Source organism: Paenibacillus ihumii (assembly GCF_001403875.1).
In the GTDB taxonomy this organism is placed as follows: Bacteria; Bacillota; Bacilli; order Paenibacillales; family Paenibacillaceae; genus Fontibacillus; species Fontibacillus ihumii.
In genome coordinates, this window is the sequence record NZ_LN884299.1 from 3,889,309 (window position 1) to 3,904,436 (window position 15,128).

Here is a 15,128-nt window from a genome sequence, read left to right on the forward strand (position 1 = left end):
AAAATAAAAAGAACGGGTCAGAACAATTGTAGTGTTCTGGCACGTTCCAACGCTTGTAAGCGATTTTTGGATTGCAATTTGCAGTAGATATTGTTAATATGTGTTTTTACGGTTGCCAGGGAAACATTCAATTTAAGCGCGATTTCTTTATTAGACATTCCCGTTTCCATCAACCGAAGCACGCTTTGTTCTCTGGCTGTAAGAGCAGCCAACGTTCTATCATGGGGAGTACCGGCTTCCCTTTCGGCTAGCGGAATCAGTCTCCGCAGCCGTTTCACATAGGATAAAGGCACCTTATGGCTGGGGCGGCGAAGCTGATTTTGGCGCAATCGGATATATTGATCCAACAATTGCCCAAGTGATGCTCCTTCGTCGACAAAGGTCCGGATATACCCTTCCGGCCGCGCCAATGCCAGCGCTTCTTCCAGTACGTCCATGGAGTCCGAAATCTTTCCTTGTAAGGATAGGATCATACTCTTGTGAACGAGCAGACGAATTCGGTCGCTTTGCCGTCCTTCTTCTATTGACAGCTGGAGTAGACGCTCCGTCAATGCTGCGGCTTCTTCCATTTTTCCTTGCTCCGCCAATATAGAGGCCAGTAAATCGTATTCCTTGATCATGGATACCGGAATTTCATCACGGAATCGCAAGCGGCTCTTTCTCAGCCATTGTCTCACCGGTTTCTCTTCTCTATGCATCCTGCCCAGCATGGCGCGAAACGAGGCGATTTTCCCGGACAAACGCGAATTCGCCGTCTTGGACGTGAGTTGGGTTAGCTCGCGTAATATGTGCTTTGACGTCGCCTCGTCTCCTTGTACGGTGGCAATGCGGGCAAGCCAGAGCGCTGCGATGGTCGCCAAGATTCGATGATCATGCAATCTTCCAATATCATAGGCTTGGCGCATCAGCTTTTCCGCTTCGACCAAGCGATTTCGTTCGTACTGCATTTTGCCTAAGTCGATATAAAGATGAGCAACAAAATAGACATTTCGGGTTTCAGACCAAATCGACAGCAAGGACGTTAACACCTGCTCCGCCAATCGAAGGCTGTCATCCGACACGTAGATATCCCACACCGGATGATAGCCATCCTCGTCGCTCCCAAACTCAATGAAGAAATCGCCTTCCGGATGCTTCTCGACATATTCATGTGAAAATTGAACGGCATATTCAAAATCACGATCCAAAAACGTGCGAAATGCAGCCAGAAAAGCGAGTCCGGCTTGCAATGTTTCGGCTTCTTCAGGAGGAAGGGGATCTGTGTCCTCTTCTAGCCTGCGAACCGCTTGCCAATACCCGTCAGTGGCCGCTTCGACATGCCCGGACAAGTACTGGGAAGCGAGTTTTGTCAACAGCATCATCGGTCTGGCAAATAACAGCGTGTCGGGAATTGCGTTTAACCACTTGCAAAGCGTCGTCCATTCATTGGTCATCAGCTCCGGTGTCATCTCCTCTATCAATGATAGCGCATGTTCATAATCGGCAGCCGCAAGGTAATGATCTACCGCTTCATGCGGATAACCGTTCTCTTCCAACCATTTTCCCGCTGTCATGTGAAGTGTTTGCCATTGCCGCGGCTCGCGCATTTTCAACTGCGCCGTCAAAAATTGCCGGAATAAATGATGATACCTGTACCACTCCCGCCACTCGTCCAAAGCTACAAGAAACAAGCTTTCCTTGTCTAATTGTTGCAGATACGCATGACTTTCGGCTATACCGGTTACCGCTTGACAAAGTTCGCCCTTCATCCGGTCCAAAATGGAAGTATAGAGTAAAAATTGCTGCATCGTTGCGGATTGTCGGGCTAACACCTCATCAAAGAAGTAATCCGATATATCACGTTCCGTCCCCGCCATCTTCCGGATTAGAGATACGGGATCGGTATGTTCGTGCATTGACAAGACCGCCAGTCGCATCGCCACTGCCCAACCCTCTGTCTTTTTTTGTACGGTCGCCACATCTTCATTGGATAATTGTATACCACCGCACTTCGCAAAAAATTCAGTCGTTTCGTCCGGCACAAACCGGAGATCGCTCGCCTCCAACGAGATCAGCCTATTTTCTGCTCGTAGTCTGGAAAGAGGAAGCGCTGGAGAATTTCGGCTTGCAAGATAGAGATGGACATGTAGTGGTAAACGTTCCAGCAGATAAGTGACGCCCTGCAAGATGGACGTTTCTTCGATATGATGAAAGTCATCCCATACGAGCACCATCGTGTGTGAAATGCGATGTAGCCCGTTGATGAGCGCAGCAATCAGTGACACACCCGATGGATCTTCTGCGGCATGACGAAGGACGTCCTGTTGGTCAAAAGACGGATAAGCTTGTTTTAACGCTGCAATGGTATGTGCCCAGAAGCGCGTGCGATCATTATCCCCTTGATCAAGCGAGACCCAGGCGACGGGATTTTCCAGCGTCATCACCCATTCGCCGAGCAATGTCGTTTTGCCATACCCGGCTGGAGCTGAGATCAAAGTAAGCGTGCGATCTAACCCTTCATGCAAACGCCGGGTGAGACGGGAACGCACAACAAGCGAGCTTCGCGATCGAGGAATATGAAGTTTCGTGGCTATGATCATGGTTAGCCCCTCCCTTTGACTATAAGCATCAGGAATGAACATTTTCCTTACCATTTTACCAAAAATCTTTTATTTTGGCGGGGCTATCCCTGGTTACACAACGCGGAAAAGTTATGATGTTGACTATTCACAAGGATTGGCGGATCATAGTGGTACTAAACTGGGAAGAACCCGCAAAACAATTCATTCTACGTTTATATCATCGTCGTTGAAATGGATTTTAACATTTCAATCATTCTTTCAATAAAAATCGTAATGATAAAAGGACGATGATTCACGATACAAATCCATAATCCGTATCCAATAACAGATACAGCCCCAAAAACTGCTGCATCCCGATAAAGTCTCTTTCGAAGCAATCCCAACATCGGTAAACCTATCAAAGGCGCCAGCAGGATGTGAAGCATCAACATGTTCAATTCATCCTCCTTTTCGCTTCTCGAACGTGCGTTTGACCCATGTTGTCACTAGCAACAAAAAGGGGATCAGTAGAACAAAGAAACTGTCATATATGAATGTATATTTTTCATCCCATTCCTCGTTTTGGATCGGGTTTTCATAGATGGACAAGGCGGTCGCCGACAACAAAATCGTCAAACCCAGAAAATGAGGCCACCGGGTTTTTGGACGAAATACTTGACGCAGCGTTTCGGAAGCTCCGTAAACGAGTACCAACAGCTTGATAAAAATCAGAATCAGTAAAATAACGGAGATAATGGAATGGATGTTGACGATCACCTCTCCGATGGAAATTTCCTGCACGGTCGTATACACTGGAAAGGTAAGTTGTGACGCCCTCTCCACTCCTAATAAACCGATAATCATAAACAAGGTCATGCTAAGAGAAAGGGAAGCGGTCATCAACCCAAGCAAAAAGGGGCGTGTTGCCCCCTGTTTGACCAGCGGAAAAAGCATCGTGAGCGCTATGGCTTCCATATAGGGAAAGCCCAAAAAGGAATGGTATTGCAAAATGGCACCCAGGCCGGAATGGAAAGCTGGCTGAAGTCTTCCCCAATCCCAGTTCACCATTGCCAGCAACAGAACAAACCAGAACGGGAAGAACAAAAACGGAGTGATGATTTGATTTAATCGTCCGATGGCTTCCGTCCCCTGAGCGACCGTGTAAAAGGCGACAAGCAAAAACATGACGTGAAAAACGGTTTTCGGCGTCTCCGGCATGATGGTTCCATTTAAAAAATCGCTTAAATTTCGAAGAGCCCATCCAGCCAAAATACAGAAATAAAGAAAATACAAGACGGAGACAAGCGTTCCCAGAGAACGTCCCCAAGCTTCCAGCGGGATTTGCACCAGACTTTTGCCCGGGTAGTATCGGAAAAGAAAAGTCCAGAACAGACCGACGAGTATGCCAAAACTTCCTGCCCACAAGGGCATGAGCCAGGCATCCTGTCCCGCCTGTACGACTAGCCGCCCGATCAGCACGAAAAGGGTGGTTCCGAGGATATAATTGATTGTCAGCAGATAAAACTGGAATCGGGAAATCATTGGCTTCATCCTGTTCCTCCATAAGGTTGACTCATGCTTCCCGTTCGGAGCAGCCGGGTATTTGCACGAATCTCAATTTGTACATTTTTCGCCGCTTGGTCGATATCCGGATGATTTGGCGTTTGTTTGCGCAACAAGTCGTTGATGCTTAACAGATCCCAGCCACGCTCCCTTATCATTTGATAGAAAGCAAGCGACTCGTCTGCTATGATCTGATTCAGTCTGTTTTCAAGTCTCTCCACCTCGTTCCGAGACTTCGGGACGGACTCGATTGTATAGGCAGTGGAAAGTTCGAGGTCCATGCGGATCCGAACGACAGGTTGGTCGGATTTCCAGAAGACCTCACGTTTTATGCGAACCAGTCTCAATTCCACGGATACCTGTTTTCCTTCCACCTGAAACTGTCGCACGTGGCGACCTCGATCGCCATTTAGCAAATGGTACCAGACCAGTTGCGTATCATTCAGTTTGCCCGCCATGCGATAATCACGGAAAACCGCCCCGCCTCGGATGATAAAGTTGTTTTGATTGGCGTCGATATCCGCCGACCTTTCCCCGCTGTTGGAAGAAGGTGCCTCTGTCATTCCGGTGATCAACGGTAATACGATCGTATCTGACTTTTCCATCCGTTCAATGACATCACTGACCTTGATCTGTTTTCCCACTAGGAGCGAATTCCGGATCAGCAGGTCGAGCCTGGAATCGATCGTGTCAGACGGCACCCGCTCCAGGGGAGTTAATGTTCTCATGACCTGAGATATCGATCCGTCGACAATCAGCATCGGGACCGACGAACGGCCATTAGGTTGCATTTCGATAAAGTTGACAATATCGCGTATGTTTTGTTTGGCCACCCGTCGAGAAACGAGCAGCACCTTGCAGTGGGCCATAAATAACTTGCGCGGCAACATTTTGTAAATCGTAGATTTGATTTCTCCAAAAGAGGATCCACTGATTTCGTAAGTGTATACAGGGGCTTGTTCGCCTCCCGACGTACCTTTGGCGGAAGTGCCGCTGAGCGGGTTGATGATCTGGTAATATACGGTTATTTTTCCACTCTCAGGATCTCTGTCCACCCCCATCATACTGACCAGCGCCAGTTCGTTCATTTCCGTTCTGTCCCAGCAAGCCGTAAGCAGGGCGGTAAACATCATCAGGATGAACAGACCCGCTGCATACCGGTTGGTCATGTTTGATCCTCCAGATTACTTTTTCTCTTCATATTCCGAATATATCCGGGCAGACCGTTCGGATTCAGCCAGGGCCGGGGCAGCCGCACCAACACATCTTTCCAATCGGTTCCTATGGACGGGGAAGCGGGAGTGAAGTAAGGAACGCCAAAGGACTTAAGCGACACCAGATGGGCAACCAGAAACAGGGCACCGCATAAAATGCCGAAAAGGCCCATAAAGCCGGCCAACAGCACGAACGAAAAACGAAGCAGGCGTTGTGACATGCCAAAGCTGTAAACCGGAACGACAAAATTGGTGATGCCGGTTATGGCTACAACAATGACAATCGCGGCGGAAATGAGACCGGCTTCCACCGCCGCCTGCCCCAGTACAATCGCCCCCACGATCGAAAGCGCCTGTCCGACCGCTCGCGGCATACGCAGCCCCGCTTCCCGGATAATTTCAAACACGACTTCCATTAACAACACTTCGAAGATGGCGGGGAAGGGAACCCCTTCCCGCTGGGCGGACAAACTGATCAGAAGTTGGGTCGGGATCAGTTCCTGGTGGAACGTCGTGGCCGCGACATACAAGGAAGGGACGAACACGGCCGTAAAAAAGGAAATCAACCGAATCCAGCGAATAAACGTGGCGATGTCCGCCCGCTGATAATAATCTTCAGGAGAACTGAAAAACTCGAAAAACGTCATGGGGGCAAGCAGGACGTTGGGCGTTCCGTCCACCATTACGGCCACTTTACCATCCAGCAACTGGGCAGCTACCATATCTGGGCGCTCGGTGTTGGTAAGCGTCGGAAAAGGAGACCAAATCCGGTCCTGGATGAATTCCTCCACATAAGCGCTTTCCAGCACACTGTCCGTCCGGATGGCTGACAATCTGCCGCGCACTTCCCGGACCAGCGATTCCGGGGCGAGGTTCTCCATGTACACCATAAGCAAAGTCGTCCCGGTTTGATTGCCGATGTTCATTTTATCAAACCGGAGGAATGGGTTGCGGATTCTTTTGCGGACAAGCCCCACATTGGTCAGAATGCTTTCCGTAAAGCCTTCGTGCGGCCCGCGAATGGTCGATTCCGACTTCGGTTCTTCAATGGAGCGTTGTTTGGATTCGGTCACATTGATGAGACAAACGCGCTCCCTTGCAAAATCGGTTAGTGCGCAATGGCCTGCAAGGAGTGCTTTTACGGCATGTTCCCGCAACTGTTCATATGGATCGGAAAAGGAAAATTCGCGCAAAAAACCGCTTTCGGCGGAACGAGGCGCTTCCCCTTCGGAAAACGTATTTTCCGTGAACGATTTCAAAATGTATTCGTCAATCGTTTTTTTATTGACCATCGATTCCAGATATACGCACTGCACGGTTTGTTCCCCTTGGACAAACAAGGATCGGCAGACCAAGTCTGGAGGGAACCCGAGGGCTGATTGAATGTCTCCGAAAAAATCATTCTTAATCAATAGATTTTGTTTTTTTCCTGCCATCGACGAACCTCCAGATTCTCACATCTCATCATTATCATTGTTTCCTATTGGGTGGATTCTTATTCCATTGGCAGTTATGCTGTTGCAAATTATCGTGAGGTGAAATCCATACGAGACATTCAAGAAAACGTCCAAGCCGGGAAAGGTTGCGCCGGGAGTGCGAATGTGACTGTGTAGGAAGCACTTCGCATCGTTCACGCGATCAATGCCCAATTCCTGCATCAGCTTGGATTGCAGTGCCTGTGAAAAGTTAATGCCCTTCTCCAGCGCGGCGGCGTTCAGCCAAGCCGGAAGCGTGACCGTCCGATTGACAGAACGGTTCACTTGCGCCTGCGGATAGATGGCATATAGACATCAATCAGCACAGCGCGTTCGTTCGCTTGCGTGGTTTGAATCTGGGAAAGCGGCGTTGGAGCGGGAATAGGTTCGCCATCTTCTTCCAGCCCGTACAGGACAATGCCGAGCAGTTCCCGCGCGGACAAAAGCGCATCGTGATCGTCCGTTCCGCTTGTCGCGCAATCCAGATCAGGGAAAACAACAGCGATTTCCTTGCCGGGGTCATAAGTGAAAACGGCAGGGTAGAAATATCGCTCCGGCTTCTTCATGTCGGATACCTCCTTTGAATGGTCGGGAGGGAGCCGGGGCTATTCAAACTTTAACCCCGACCGCCGTTCAATGCTTTTGAGCGTAGGAACGGGAATGTCTTTGTCAGGATGTTTGACGGTTGTTCGTCCCTTTTGGGTTGGGTGCTTGAACTGGTGATGACTTCCCGAGAAAAATCCACGGTAACAAATACTATTATATTTGTCAATTGAGAACGCAAACTAATCCGCCTTTTTAAGGTATCTTCCAAGTCTTGAACCAGTAACGATATTGTCCGAACGTCGGCAATTTATCCTGCGGAGGAAGAATAGGGACGAGTGCTTTCCCGTCTAATACTTTATTTTTCAGTCCATCATCCCGATTCCTGACCCATCATTTCACGAATTAAACCAGACCCTCCAGGCTCCTGCATTCGACAAGTTTCCGAATATGCAAAAGAAGAGCTCTCGATTCACCATTAAGGTATATCGAGAGCTCTTCTTCGCGACATCGATGCGGTCGAGAGGACAATGGTATCAATCTAACGCAGCACAATCTTGTTCAATGCCGTTTGTATATCTTCCTTTCATGCTTTTCCCAAACGGTTTAATAAAATAAACCATTCTCATAAAAACAGTTTTTCTTCAAAGAACTACCGTCATTTTCTTAGCAATCTCAGATAATTTTTGGTTTTTTAAAAAGTCCTCCATTTTCTCTTCAGCCGATACCATCACCTTCTGAACTAAACACTCTGATCCATGATTCATTTCACAGTCGAATAAGGAGGCGGAGCCTTCAATGGCATGAATCACGTCGAGAAACGAGATTTCTTCCCAATTCCGTTTTAAGCGATATCCACCATTGGCTCCTGAAGTCGATTCAATCATTCCTGCCTTGACCAGCTTGGTAAGGATTTTGGATAAATACGTTGGAGAAACCTCTTGTCTCTCCGCCAATTGCTGTACGCCGATAAGTTTGTTCGGCGGGAATGCGGCAAGAAAGAGCATCGTATGAAGAGCATAGTTTGTCGCTTTAGAAAATTTCATAACGTGATGTTCACCTCAATTATGGACTTTATGTGCCCATAATAACTTTTTATATTGGCTTATGTCAAATATCGCCTCCCTTATTACTCCTTTATTCGTTGTAACTGGCAACACTCCAAGACCTACGATTCCACTGAACCTTTACCATATGGAACAAAGAAAGTAAGAAGAAAACCACTCGCTGCAACGAGGGCTAGTGACCAAAACGCGGCTTGAATTCCTTGATGCATATTGATCGGAAAAGAGAATGAGCTATAATCTGCGGTAATTGTCACCAGGGTGATGAGCAGTGCCCCGCCCATTGACATGCCCAATGTACGTATGGCCGTGGTCATCGGCGAAGCGTAATTCATCATCGAATTCGGCAAGCTCGCCATGGCAAAAGCAGTAATTGGGGTCATCATAAAACCGACCCCGGTCATAAGCAACGCATATAACCCTACCAACAGACCATACGGAGCGTGAATCGATAGCGCTATCGTTAATAGAGCCGTTACGGCGGCTATCCCGAAGAAGCCGATCCGAATCAAATAGCGACCGCCATAACGGTCGTAGATTTTACCCGATACCACTCCGGACACCCCCATCAGCAATGCACCTGGGAGCAGCATTAGCCCCGATTCTCTAGGCAGTAGTCCCCTGACATTTTGTGCATATATCGGGAGCAGCAGTTCCACCCCGGCCATCACAATGAACAGGACTACGCCTATAATCGATGCATAAGTAAATCTCGGGTAACGAAATACGTTGAAATCAAGCAAAGGGACGGCCAGTTTGAATTGGCGCTTCACAAACAGAAACGACAGTGCGAATCCCACGATAAGGAAGGTCAGCGCAAGCTGAATCCCTTTTCCCTGATCGCTAAGGATACTAAATCCATACAACAGACTGCCGAAGCCCAAACTTGAATAAAGAATCGATCTCCAGTCCAATTTCGCTTTATGCGTATCCCAAACGTTTTCCAAGCAATAATAGGCGACAAACAGGTTCGCGATCGCTATGGGCGCCACCCCATAGAATAAGATTCTCCAAGAATGATGTTGAATCACGAAGCCGGAAATCGTCGGCCCCAGTGCAGGGGCGAGTCCCACAATGAGACTGGCCAGTCCCATCGCTGCCCCGAGTTTTTCCTTTGGGAACACTAGGATAATCGTATTCAGGAACACCGGTACCAGCAATCCGGCGCCAATCCCCTGAATAATTCGTCCGCTTAGGATCAATGTGAAGTCGACGGAGAAGCCGGCAATTAGCGTCCCTGTCGTAAAGGCCCCAGCGGATGCGAAAAACAGGGTTCGCGTCGAGTATTTTCCGATCAGGAATCCCGTCACAGGGATGACAATTCCAGAAACCAGAAGATAGACGGTGATCAGCCATTGCGCCCGATTGACCTGGATTCCAAGGTCAAGCATCATTTGTGGCAAAGCCGTGTTCAGCATGGTTTGCATGAGTTGTGCCAAAAAATTCGCGACGATTAGAGATGCGACAATGATTACAGGTTTTCTTTTCATAACGTTCCTCAATTTACTACAGACACTCCAGTTTGTAGATATTACAGATATTTTTTGTCCATTATATAGTTAAAGAAATTACTTATGGGAAAATTCTTGGACACCGGTGTACATGCTCTGATCCTTCAACTGAATAAGCACCTTGCCAAAACGCCCACCCTGCTGGATGACAACCTTATCCGTCGGATAGGTCCGTTCCAAATAATTGGCTATGATTTTCCTGTTCTGGTCGTCCGCAGGCAAACCGAAGATTCTCAGCCATTCCATCACCTCCTGGAGCGCCGTGTCTCTAGGTACCTCTGTAGATTTCATTTCCCGGGTTACGAGCGACTGATAGGAATACCCTTTGAGATACAGTAAATGGAGCAAATAAGCCATTTCCAAATGTTCCGTTTTCATGGGCTGATCAGTGACCAAAGGCCAAATCTCTTTTACCAGACTGTGCTCCCTGGAGCCGACAGACAGGCTGATATAGCAATACTGTCGTGCGCAGCTCAGCACTTTCTCCACACTCTCCCAGTCGGCAATAACCGGGCACATGGAGACAAATACGAAATCAAAGGCTTTTTCCCACCCCTTTGCTTGAATATCAATGTCTTCAAAAGGCTCAGCCACAATCTCTACATTCCCGTTCTTTAATCCCGTTATATTACTTTTCAAGAGCTCAACTAATGGAAGACTAGGCTCCACAGAAGTAACACTAGCCCCTCTCTCCGCAAACGGCACTGTAAATCCGCCTGAGGCCGCTCCAATGTCTAATATGGAGGTATCTTTAAATGTCACACCCTGACTTTCCAGCCAATTCATTATCCGTTTTGTTCTTCGCCTGCCTTCTTCGCTAAACGCCTGCTCGTTAAATGACTTTGCCCTATGGTCAAAAGTATGTGCTGGATCAATTCCAACTTTTTTCATTTTGCTAATCGCTGTATCTGGATCCTTCTTCCAAGCTGCTTCCCAAACGGCATCATTAAAAAAATCGTTCGTCATCATCCTCTTCATCCCTTTCTGTTTGATGCAGTCATTACACTTATGACTTTTGAAAAAAGTCCTTCTCTCTAAGAAACTTTTCCCCAAGAGAAGGACATGTCCACTTAGAGCTAAACGAAATCCTCTTCGGTCAGCTCCATGTTGATGCCAATCGCCGCTTTGCTTCCGCCTGCTGCGGCATAAATCAACTGGGAAGGCATGACGTAAGCTGCATCCCCGGCGGCATACACACCTGGAACCGAGCTTTTGCCCCACTCATTTGTGGCGATACCGCCAAACTCATTTACCTCATAACCAAGCGAACCCTGAAAAGACGCCTTCGGTTTCCATTCCGGTGTAATGAATCCTCCCGTTCTCTCGATTCGCGTGCCATCTGCAAATTCCACCTGCCGCAATTTCCCCTCATGACCGATAAACATCGTTACTGCTTGTTCAACCACTTCGATGTTTCTGGATTTCAACAGTTGTTTTTGATCGTTGTCCAGAACCGCATGCCCATTTGTACAAACCACAAGATCTTTACTCCAGGTATAGAGCAGCTTGGCCATATGAAACACTCCAGAGTTCTCGGAAACAACAATTAGCGGCTGATCTCGAAGCTCCCAACCATCGCAGTAGGGACAACTGAACAAACTTGTTCCATAACAATCACGCAAACCTGGAATATCCGGGAAAATCTCCCTAAGTCCAGTGGTGATCAGTAATTTGCGTGCTTCAATCCGTTTTCCGGTTGACGCCACGGCGACGAACCTGTGATCAGTCCGGTGAATCTCGGTTACCTCCCAAGGTAAAAGTTCAACGGAGGGATACCCCAGAACCTCCTCATATGCAATACGCCTAAACTCGGCGGGTGTCACACCGTCTCTTGTTATAAATCCATGAGAGGCATGTGTAACCGCATTTCGGGGCTGGCTGTTATCAAATAACGCAACACTGCGTCTGGCCCGCCCAAGTACCAGAGCCGCATTGAGTCCTGCCGGGCCTCCGCCGATAATAGCACAATCATAAATCAAAAGAATCTCCCCTTTTTTGTTGATTTATTTGGAGCCAACAAGCTGCTGCAGTTCACCTTTCGACAATATGCCTATTTCTTTATATAGAGGCTGTCCATCTTTGAATATAATGGTTGTCGGGATGCTCATAATCTGAAATTGTGAAGAGGTTACCGGATTTTCGTCTACATTAACTTTAACGACTTTAATGGAATCATTTGCTTCCCTTTCAAACTCCTCTAATACAGGTGCAAACATTCTGCATGGACCGCACCAAGCGGCCCAAAAATTCACTACTGTTATACCTTCCGTTTGCACCATCTCATTAAAAGTAGAATCTTTCGCATGTTGAATAGCCATCGTGATCTTCCTTTCGATTAAATATACTATGGATATATAATATCTTTAATTTGTCATAAGATGGGTCTAGTAATCTTGTCCGGCGTTGTTGCCAGTAAATGGAACATCACCTCAAACGCATAATCAGTGGCTTGTGAGTTTTCATAGCACTCCTCCATTCGAATTAAAGACTTCATGTATCTATGATAACTTTGTTTTGGATAAGATGCAAGTCAGTCCCAAGAAAATTTAGCCAAACCCAGGCCAGTTGTATTCTTTTGGCCTGTGATCGAGCCAACAACAGCGGACAGGCCAGGGTGTTTTGCATCATCCTAGTCTGCCGCTGTTGCTCTTATCGGATCGGTATTAGTTTTCGTCAAAATGGATCGGCGCAATGCCTTCCGCTCGCCACACCGTGCCTCTTTTCTCGTACTCGAATAACTGTTCTACAGCATTTGCGATTTGAGGACCTAACTCACGATCAACCAAATACAAGGCCACATCAAGACCCGAAGTCACGCCTCCCCCGCTTACGAAGCGAGGACCATCTTCAACGACTCTTGCTTCAATCGGAATTGCACCGAGAGCTCCTAACGCTTCCATGCCTATTTGATTGGTAACCGCATGTCTATCTTTCAACAAACCTCCCATCGCAGGCAGCAGTGTACCACCGCATACTGTAGCTACAATAACTTCCTCATTGTTAAAAGCTTGTTTCAATTTCTCCGACAAGCCCGTCATCATGGCCTTCTTTAAAATATTCGGAATGGTATCTTCCGAATTTCCTGCTGGCTTGCCCGAAGCCCCGGGCACCAAAATGATTCCAGGACGCTTGGGGTCTAATGCAGCTTGCGCTTCGAGAGCCGGCCCGTTCAGACCGCTCGGGACAGAACGCTTGCCTTCCGCGGAAACCAATTCCACAGTAACTGCTCCGTTTGAGTACATTCCCGCAGCAGCAAATACTTCGTATGGTGCTAATGCGTCCAGCAGATCGAAACCATCGAACAAGACGATTTGAACATGCATCCTTTTGTCTTTGAATGGATCATTATTTTTTTTTGAATTCGCACTTGCTGCAGAGGTAACTAGACATAGAACTAGTACAAACGACATGAGTACTCCTATAATTTTTTTCATCCTACCACTGCCTTTCTGGATCGATTGATATTTCTGATAATGATGTTAGGAATGATCAACAGCAGCACAATAGAGCCGTAAACCCCTATTGTATAGCTGGTAGCGTAGTTGAGACCAAATCCCTGATAAAAAAGGGAGGTGATGAGATGAATTGTCATGTTCGTAAAACAAAAGGCGTAACTTCGGATCATCCAGTTCCGGTGCCGAATGATGCGTTTCTTTTTGATTTGTACAAGCGCCGTAATGGTGATAAACAGCCATATTAGATTAAGAGCGTTGAACCCCATACTGCTTATTTTTCCTCCGGTAGCATAAGGAGCCATATATCCGGAAGTAATCACGACAAGAAGGACGGATACTAAATAAACGTAGCCGTTTATACGGTGGAACTTGCGGCTTTTTTCAAGGACGCGGTTGGAGAAGTTGAGCAACCCTGTCGCCATGGCGATGCAGGCAAACGCAACATGAACGTGCATAACGTTGATCCAGACCGGAAGATTAAGTTCGCGCTTCAGGCCGATTTTATGGCTTATAAACGCCTTTGCTTCGGGATCGATAATAAAATTGGCCACCAAAGCGTAAAGGATAAATAGAATACTGATGCAGGCCAATAAGCCGTATGATATTTTCCACTCCTTCATGCGATCCATCCCCTCATTTTAATTGCCAAATCGCATTTATGGGTTAGGTAACACGCTTGCCTGTTAATTTGGATGCAGGCAGTATGCCGGCCCTGGCGAATCCAATCATGTCATCTCCACGCACGGTAACTTCGAATTTTAGATTTAACCGCATAGGTTTCGTGACGCGCAGCGACCAGGTGAGCTTATTGTCCTGAAGTAAGGGATTTATAAACTCGACCGTCTCATCCCCTTGTGTAGCCTGGCCTTGGACCAACCCATTCCTTATGGAAATGGAGAGCTTGACCTCCAGTTTTCCAACAGGCGTAGCAATTGTTGTATCCCAATCCCCGTCGAAGTCAGATTCTCCGGGTAATTTTATATCCGGGGTATCATAAATCATCCCCATATTGTTCGTCGCGTTCGTTTCTTCGTCGGTCTCTGCCTTGTGAGAGCCAGGCGCCCTTCCTTCTTCCCGCCAGACCGTTCCTCTCCGTTCGTATTCGAACAGTTGCTCTACCGCGTGCGCGATGCGCGGTCCAAGCTCGCGTTCCACCAGATACAGCGCTACATCGAGTCCCGAAGTAACGCCGCCACCAGTGACCAGGTTGCCGCTATCCACTACGCGTGCAGGAACGGGAATGGCTCCGGTTGCTCCAAGTACATCCATGCCCAGATGATGCGTTACCGCTGGTCTGCCCTCCAAGAGCCCTCCCATGGCCAGTAACAGGGAACCGCCGCAAACCGTGGCAACGATGATGTCATTTTGCCCGAGTGCTTGCTCAATCATTTCAACCAATTCGGTATTCAGTGCCCGCGACAGAATGGCTGGGGGCGAATTCGGCCCATCTCCTTCGACGTCGCCCGACGCGCCAGGTACAAGAATGATGCCTGTTCGTTCCGGGTTCAGTCTGCCACTCGCTTCAATTTTTAACCCGTTGATGCCGCTGGTGACGGATCTCGGCCCTTCAGCGGTAACGAATTCTACGCTTAACGCGTGTTCAGCATACATTGCCGCGGCACAAAAAACTTCGTAAGGTGCAATGGCATCCAGAAGGTCAAAGCCATCAAAAAGCACGACTTGAACCGTTAACATCCATAAACCTCCTCATATTCAAAGTCAATAGATTGATCCTCGAACCTGCGGATCGTATCAGGGAAAAG

The 15,128-nt window shown here is 47.8% G+C and carries 15 protein-coding genes; all 15 read right to left on the reverse strand.

From position 1 onward, the window contains the following. Positions 1-17: 17 nt before the first annotated feature. Complete coding sequence (locus tag BN2762_RS24640) at positions 18-2,579, reverse strand: winged helix-turn-helix domain-containing protein (RefSeq protein WP_007130939.1); 2,562 nt, start codon at positions 2,577-2,579, stop codon at positions 18-20. 194 nt (positions 2,580-2,773) lie between these two features. Further along, the gene (locus BN2762_RS24645; RefSeq protein ID WP_007130946.1) at positions 2,774-2,992 is read right to left on the reverse strand and encodes a hypothetical protein; all 219 of its coding nucleotides are present in this window, start codon (positions 2,990-2,992) and stop codon (positions 2,774-2,776) included. Positions 2,993-2,999: 7 nt separating this feature from the next. Beyond that, entirely contained in the window at positions 3,000-4,091 is a 1,092-nt protein-coding gene (locus tag BN2762_RS24650) for a GerAB/ArcD/ProY family transporter (protein ID WP_055109516.1), read from the reverse strand. Next, complete coding sequence (locus BN2762_RS24655) at positions 4,088-5,272, reverse strand: Ger(x)C family spore germination protein (protein WP_055109518.1); 1,185 nt, start codon at positions 5,270-5,272, stop codon at positions 4,088-4,090. The genes BN2762_RS24650 and BN2762_RS24655 overlap by 4 nt, the downstream gene beginning before the upstream one ends. Then, positions 5,269-6,753, reverse strand: coding sequence for a spore germination protein (locus tag BN2762_RS24660; protein WP_055109520.1), 1,485 nt, complete (start codon positions 6,751-6,753; stop codon positions 5,269-5,271). The genes BN2762_RS24655 and BN2762_RS24660 overlap by 4 nt, the downstream gene beginning before the upstream one ends. Before the next feature lie 320 nt (positions 6,754-7,073). After that, positions 7,074-7,358: a type II toxin-antitoxin system HicB family antitoxin gene (locus tag BN2762_RS27145; protein WP_213509925.1), complete on the reverse strand. Its 285-nt coding sequence runs from the start codon at positions 7,356-7,358 to the stop codon at positions 7,074-7,076. A 39-nt stretch (positions 7,359-7,397) separates the two neighbouring features. Further along, the gene (locus tag BN2762_RS26365; protein WP_074048767.1) at positions 7,398-7,565 is read right to left on the reverse strand and encodes a type II toxin-antitoxin system HicA family toxin; all 168 of its coding nucleotides are present in this window, start codon (positions 7,563-7,565) and stop codon (positions 7,398-7,400) included. A 414-nt stretch (positions 7,566-7,979) separates the two neighbouring features. Next, positions 7,980-8,381, reverse strand: coding sequence for an Rrf2 family transcriptional regulator (locus tag BN2762_RS24670; RefSeq protein WP_036623450.1), 402 nt, complete (start codon positions 8,379-8,381; stop codon positions 7,980-7,982). 122 nt (positions 8,382-8,503) lie between these two features. Further along, the gene (locus BN2762_RS24675) at positions 8,504-9,889 is read right to left on the reverse strand and encodes a DHA2 family efflux MFS transporter permease subunit (protein ID WP_036628256.1); all 1,386 of its coding nucleotides are present in this window, start codon (positions 9,887-9,889) and stop codon (positions 8,504-8,506) included. A gap of 78 nt (positions 9,890-9,967) precedes the next feature. Further along, positions 9,968-10,876, reverse strand: a complete 909-nt coding sequence (locus BN2762_RS24680) for a class I SAM-dependent methyltransferase (protein ID WP_036628257.1) — start codon at positions 10,874-10,876, stop codon at positions 9,968-9,970. A gap of 110 nt (positions 10,877-10,986) precedes the next feature. Beyond that, the gene (locus BN2762_RS24685) at positions 10,987-11,889 is read right to left on the reverse strand and encodes an NAD(P)/FAD-dependent oxidoreductase (RefSeq protein WP_036623451.1); all 903 of its coding nucleotides are present in this window, start codon (positions 11,887-11,889) and stop codon (positions 10,987-10,989) included. A gap of 24 nt (positions 11,890-11,913) precedes the next feature. Further along, a complete protein-coding gene (gene trxA / locus BN2762_RS24690) occupies positions 11,914-12,228 on the reverse strand; it encodes a thioredoxin (RefSeq protein WP_036623452.1) in 315 nt (104 codons plus the stop codon). Between the two features lie 345 nt (positions 12,229-12,573). Beyond that, positions 12,574-13,344: a DJ-1/PfpI family protein gene (locus tag BN2762_RS24695; RefSeq protein ID WP_051985478.1), complete on the reverse strand. Its 771-nt coding sequence runs from the start codon at positions 13,342-13,344 to the stop codon at positions 12,574-12,576. Next, on the reverse strand, positions 13,341-13,985 hold the full coding sequence (locus BN2762_RS24700) for a DUF2306 domain-containing protein (RefSeq protein ID WP_036623456.1): 645 nt from the start codon (positions 13,983-13,985) through the stop codon (positions 13,341-13,343). Before BN2762_RS24700 ends, BN2762_RS24695 begins: the two co-directional genes overlap by 4 nt. Before the next feature lie 43 nt (positions 13,986-14,028). Continuing rightward, entirely contained in the window at positions 14,029-15,060 is a 1,032-nt protein-coding gene (locus BN2762_RS24705; protein ID WP_036623458.1) for a DJ-1/PfpI family protein, read from the reverse strand. Positions 15,061-15,128 lie beyond the last annotated feature (68 nt).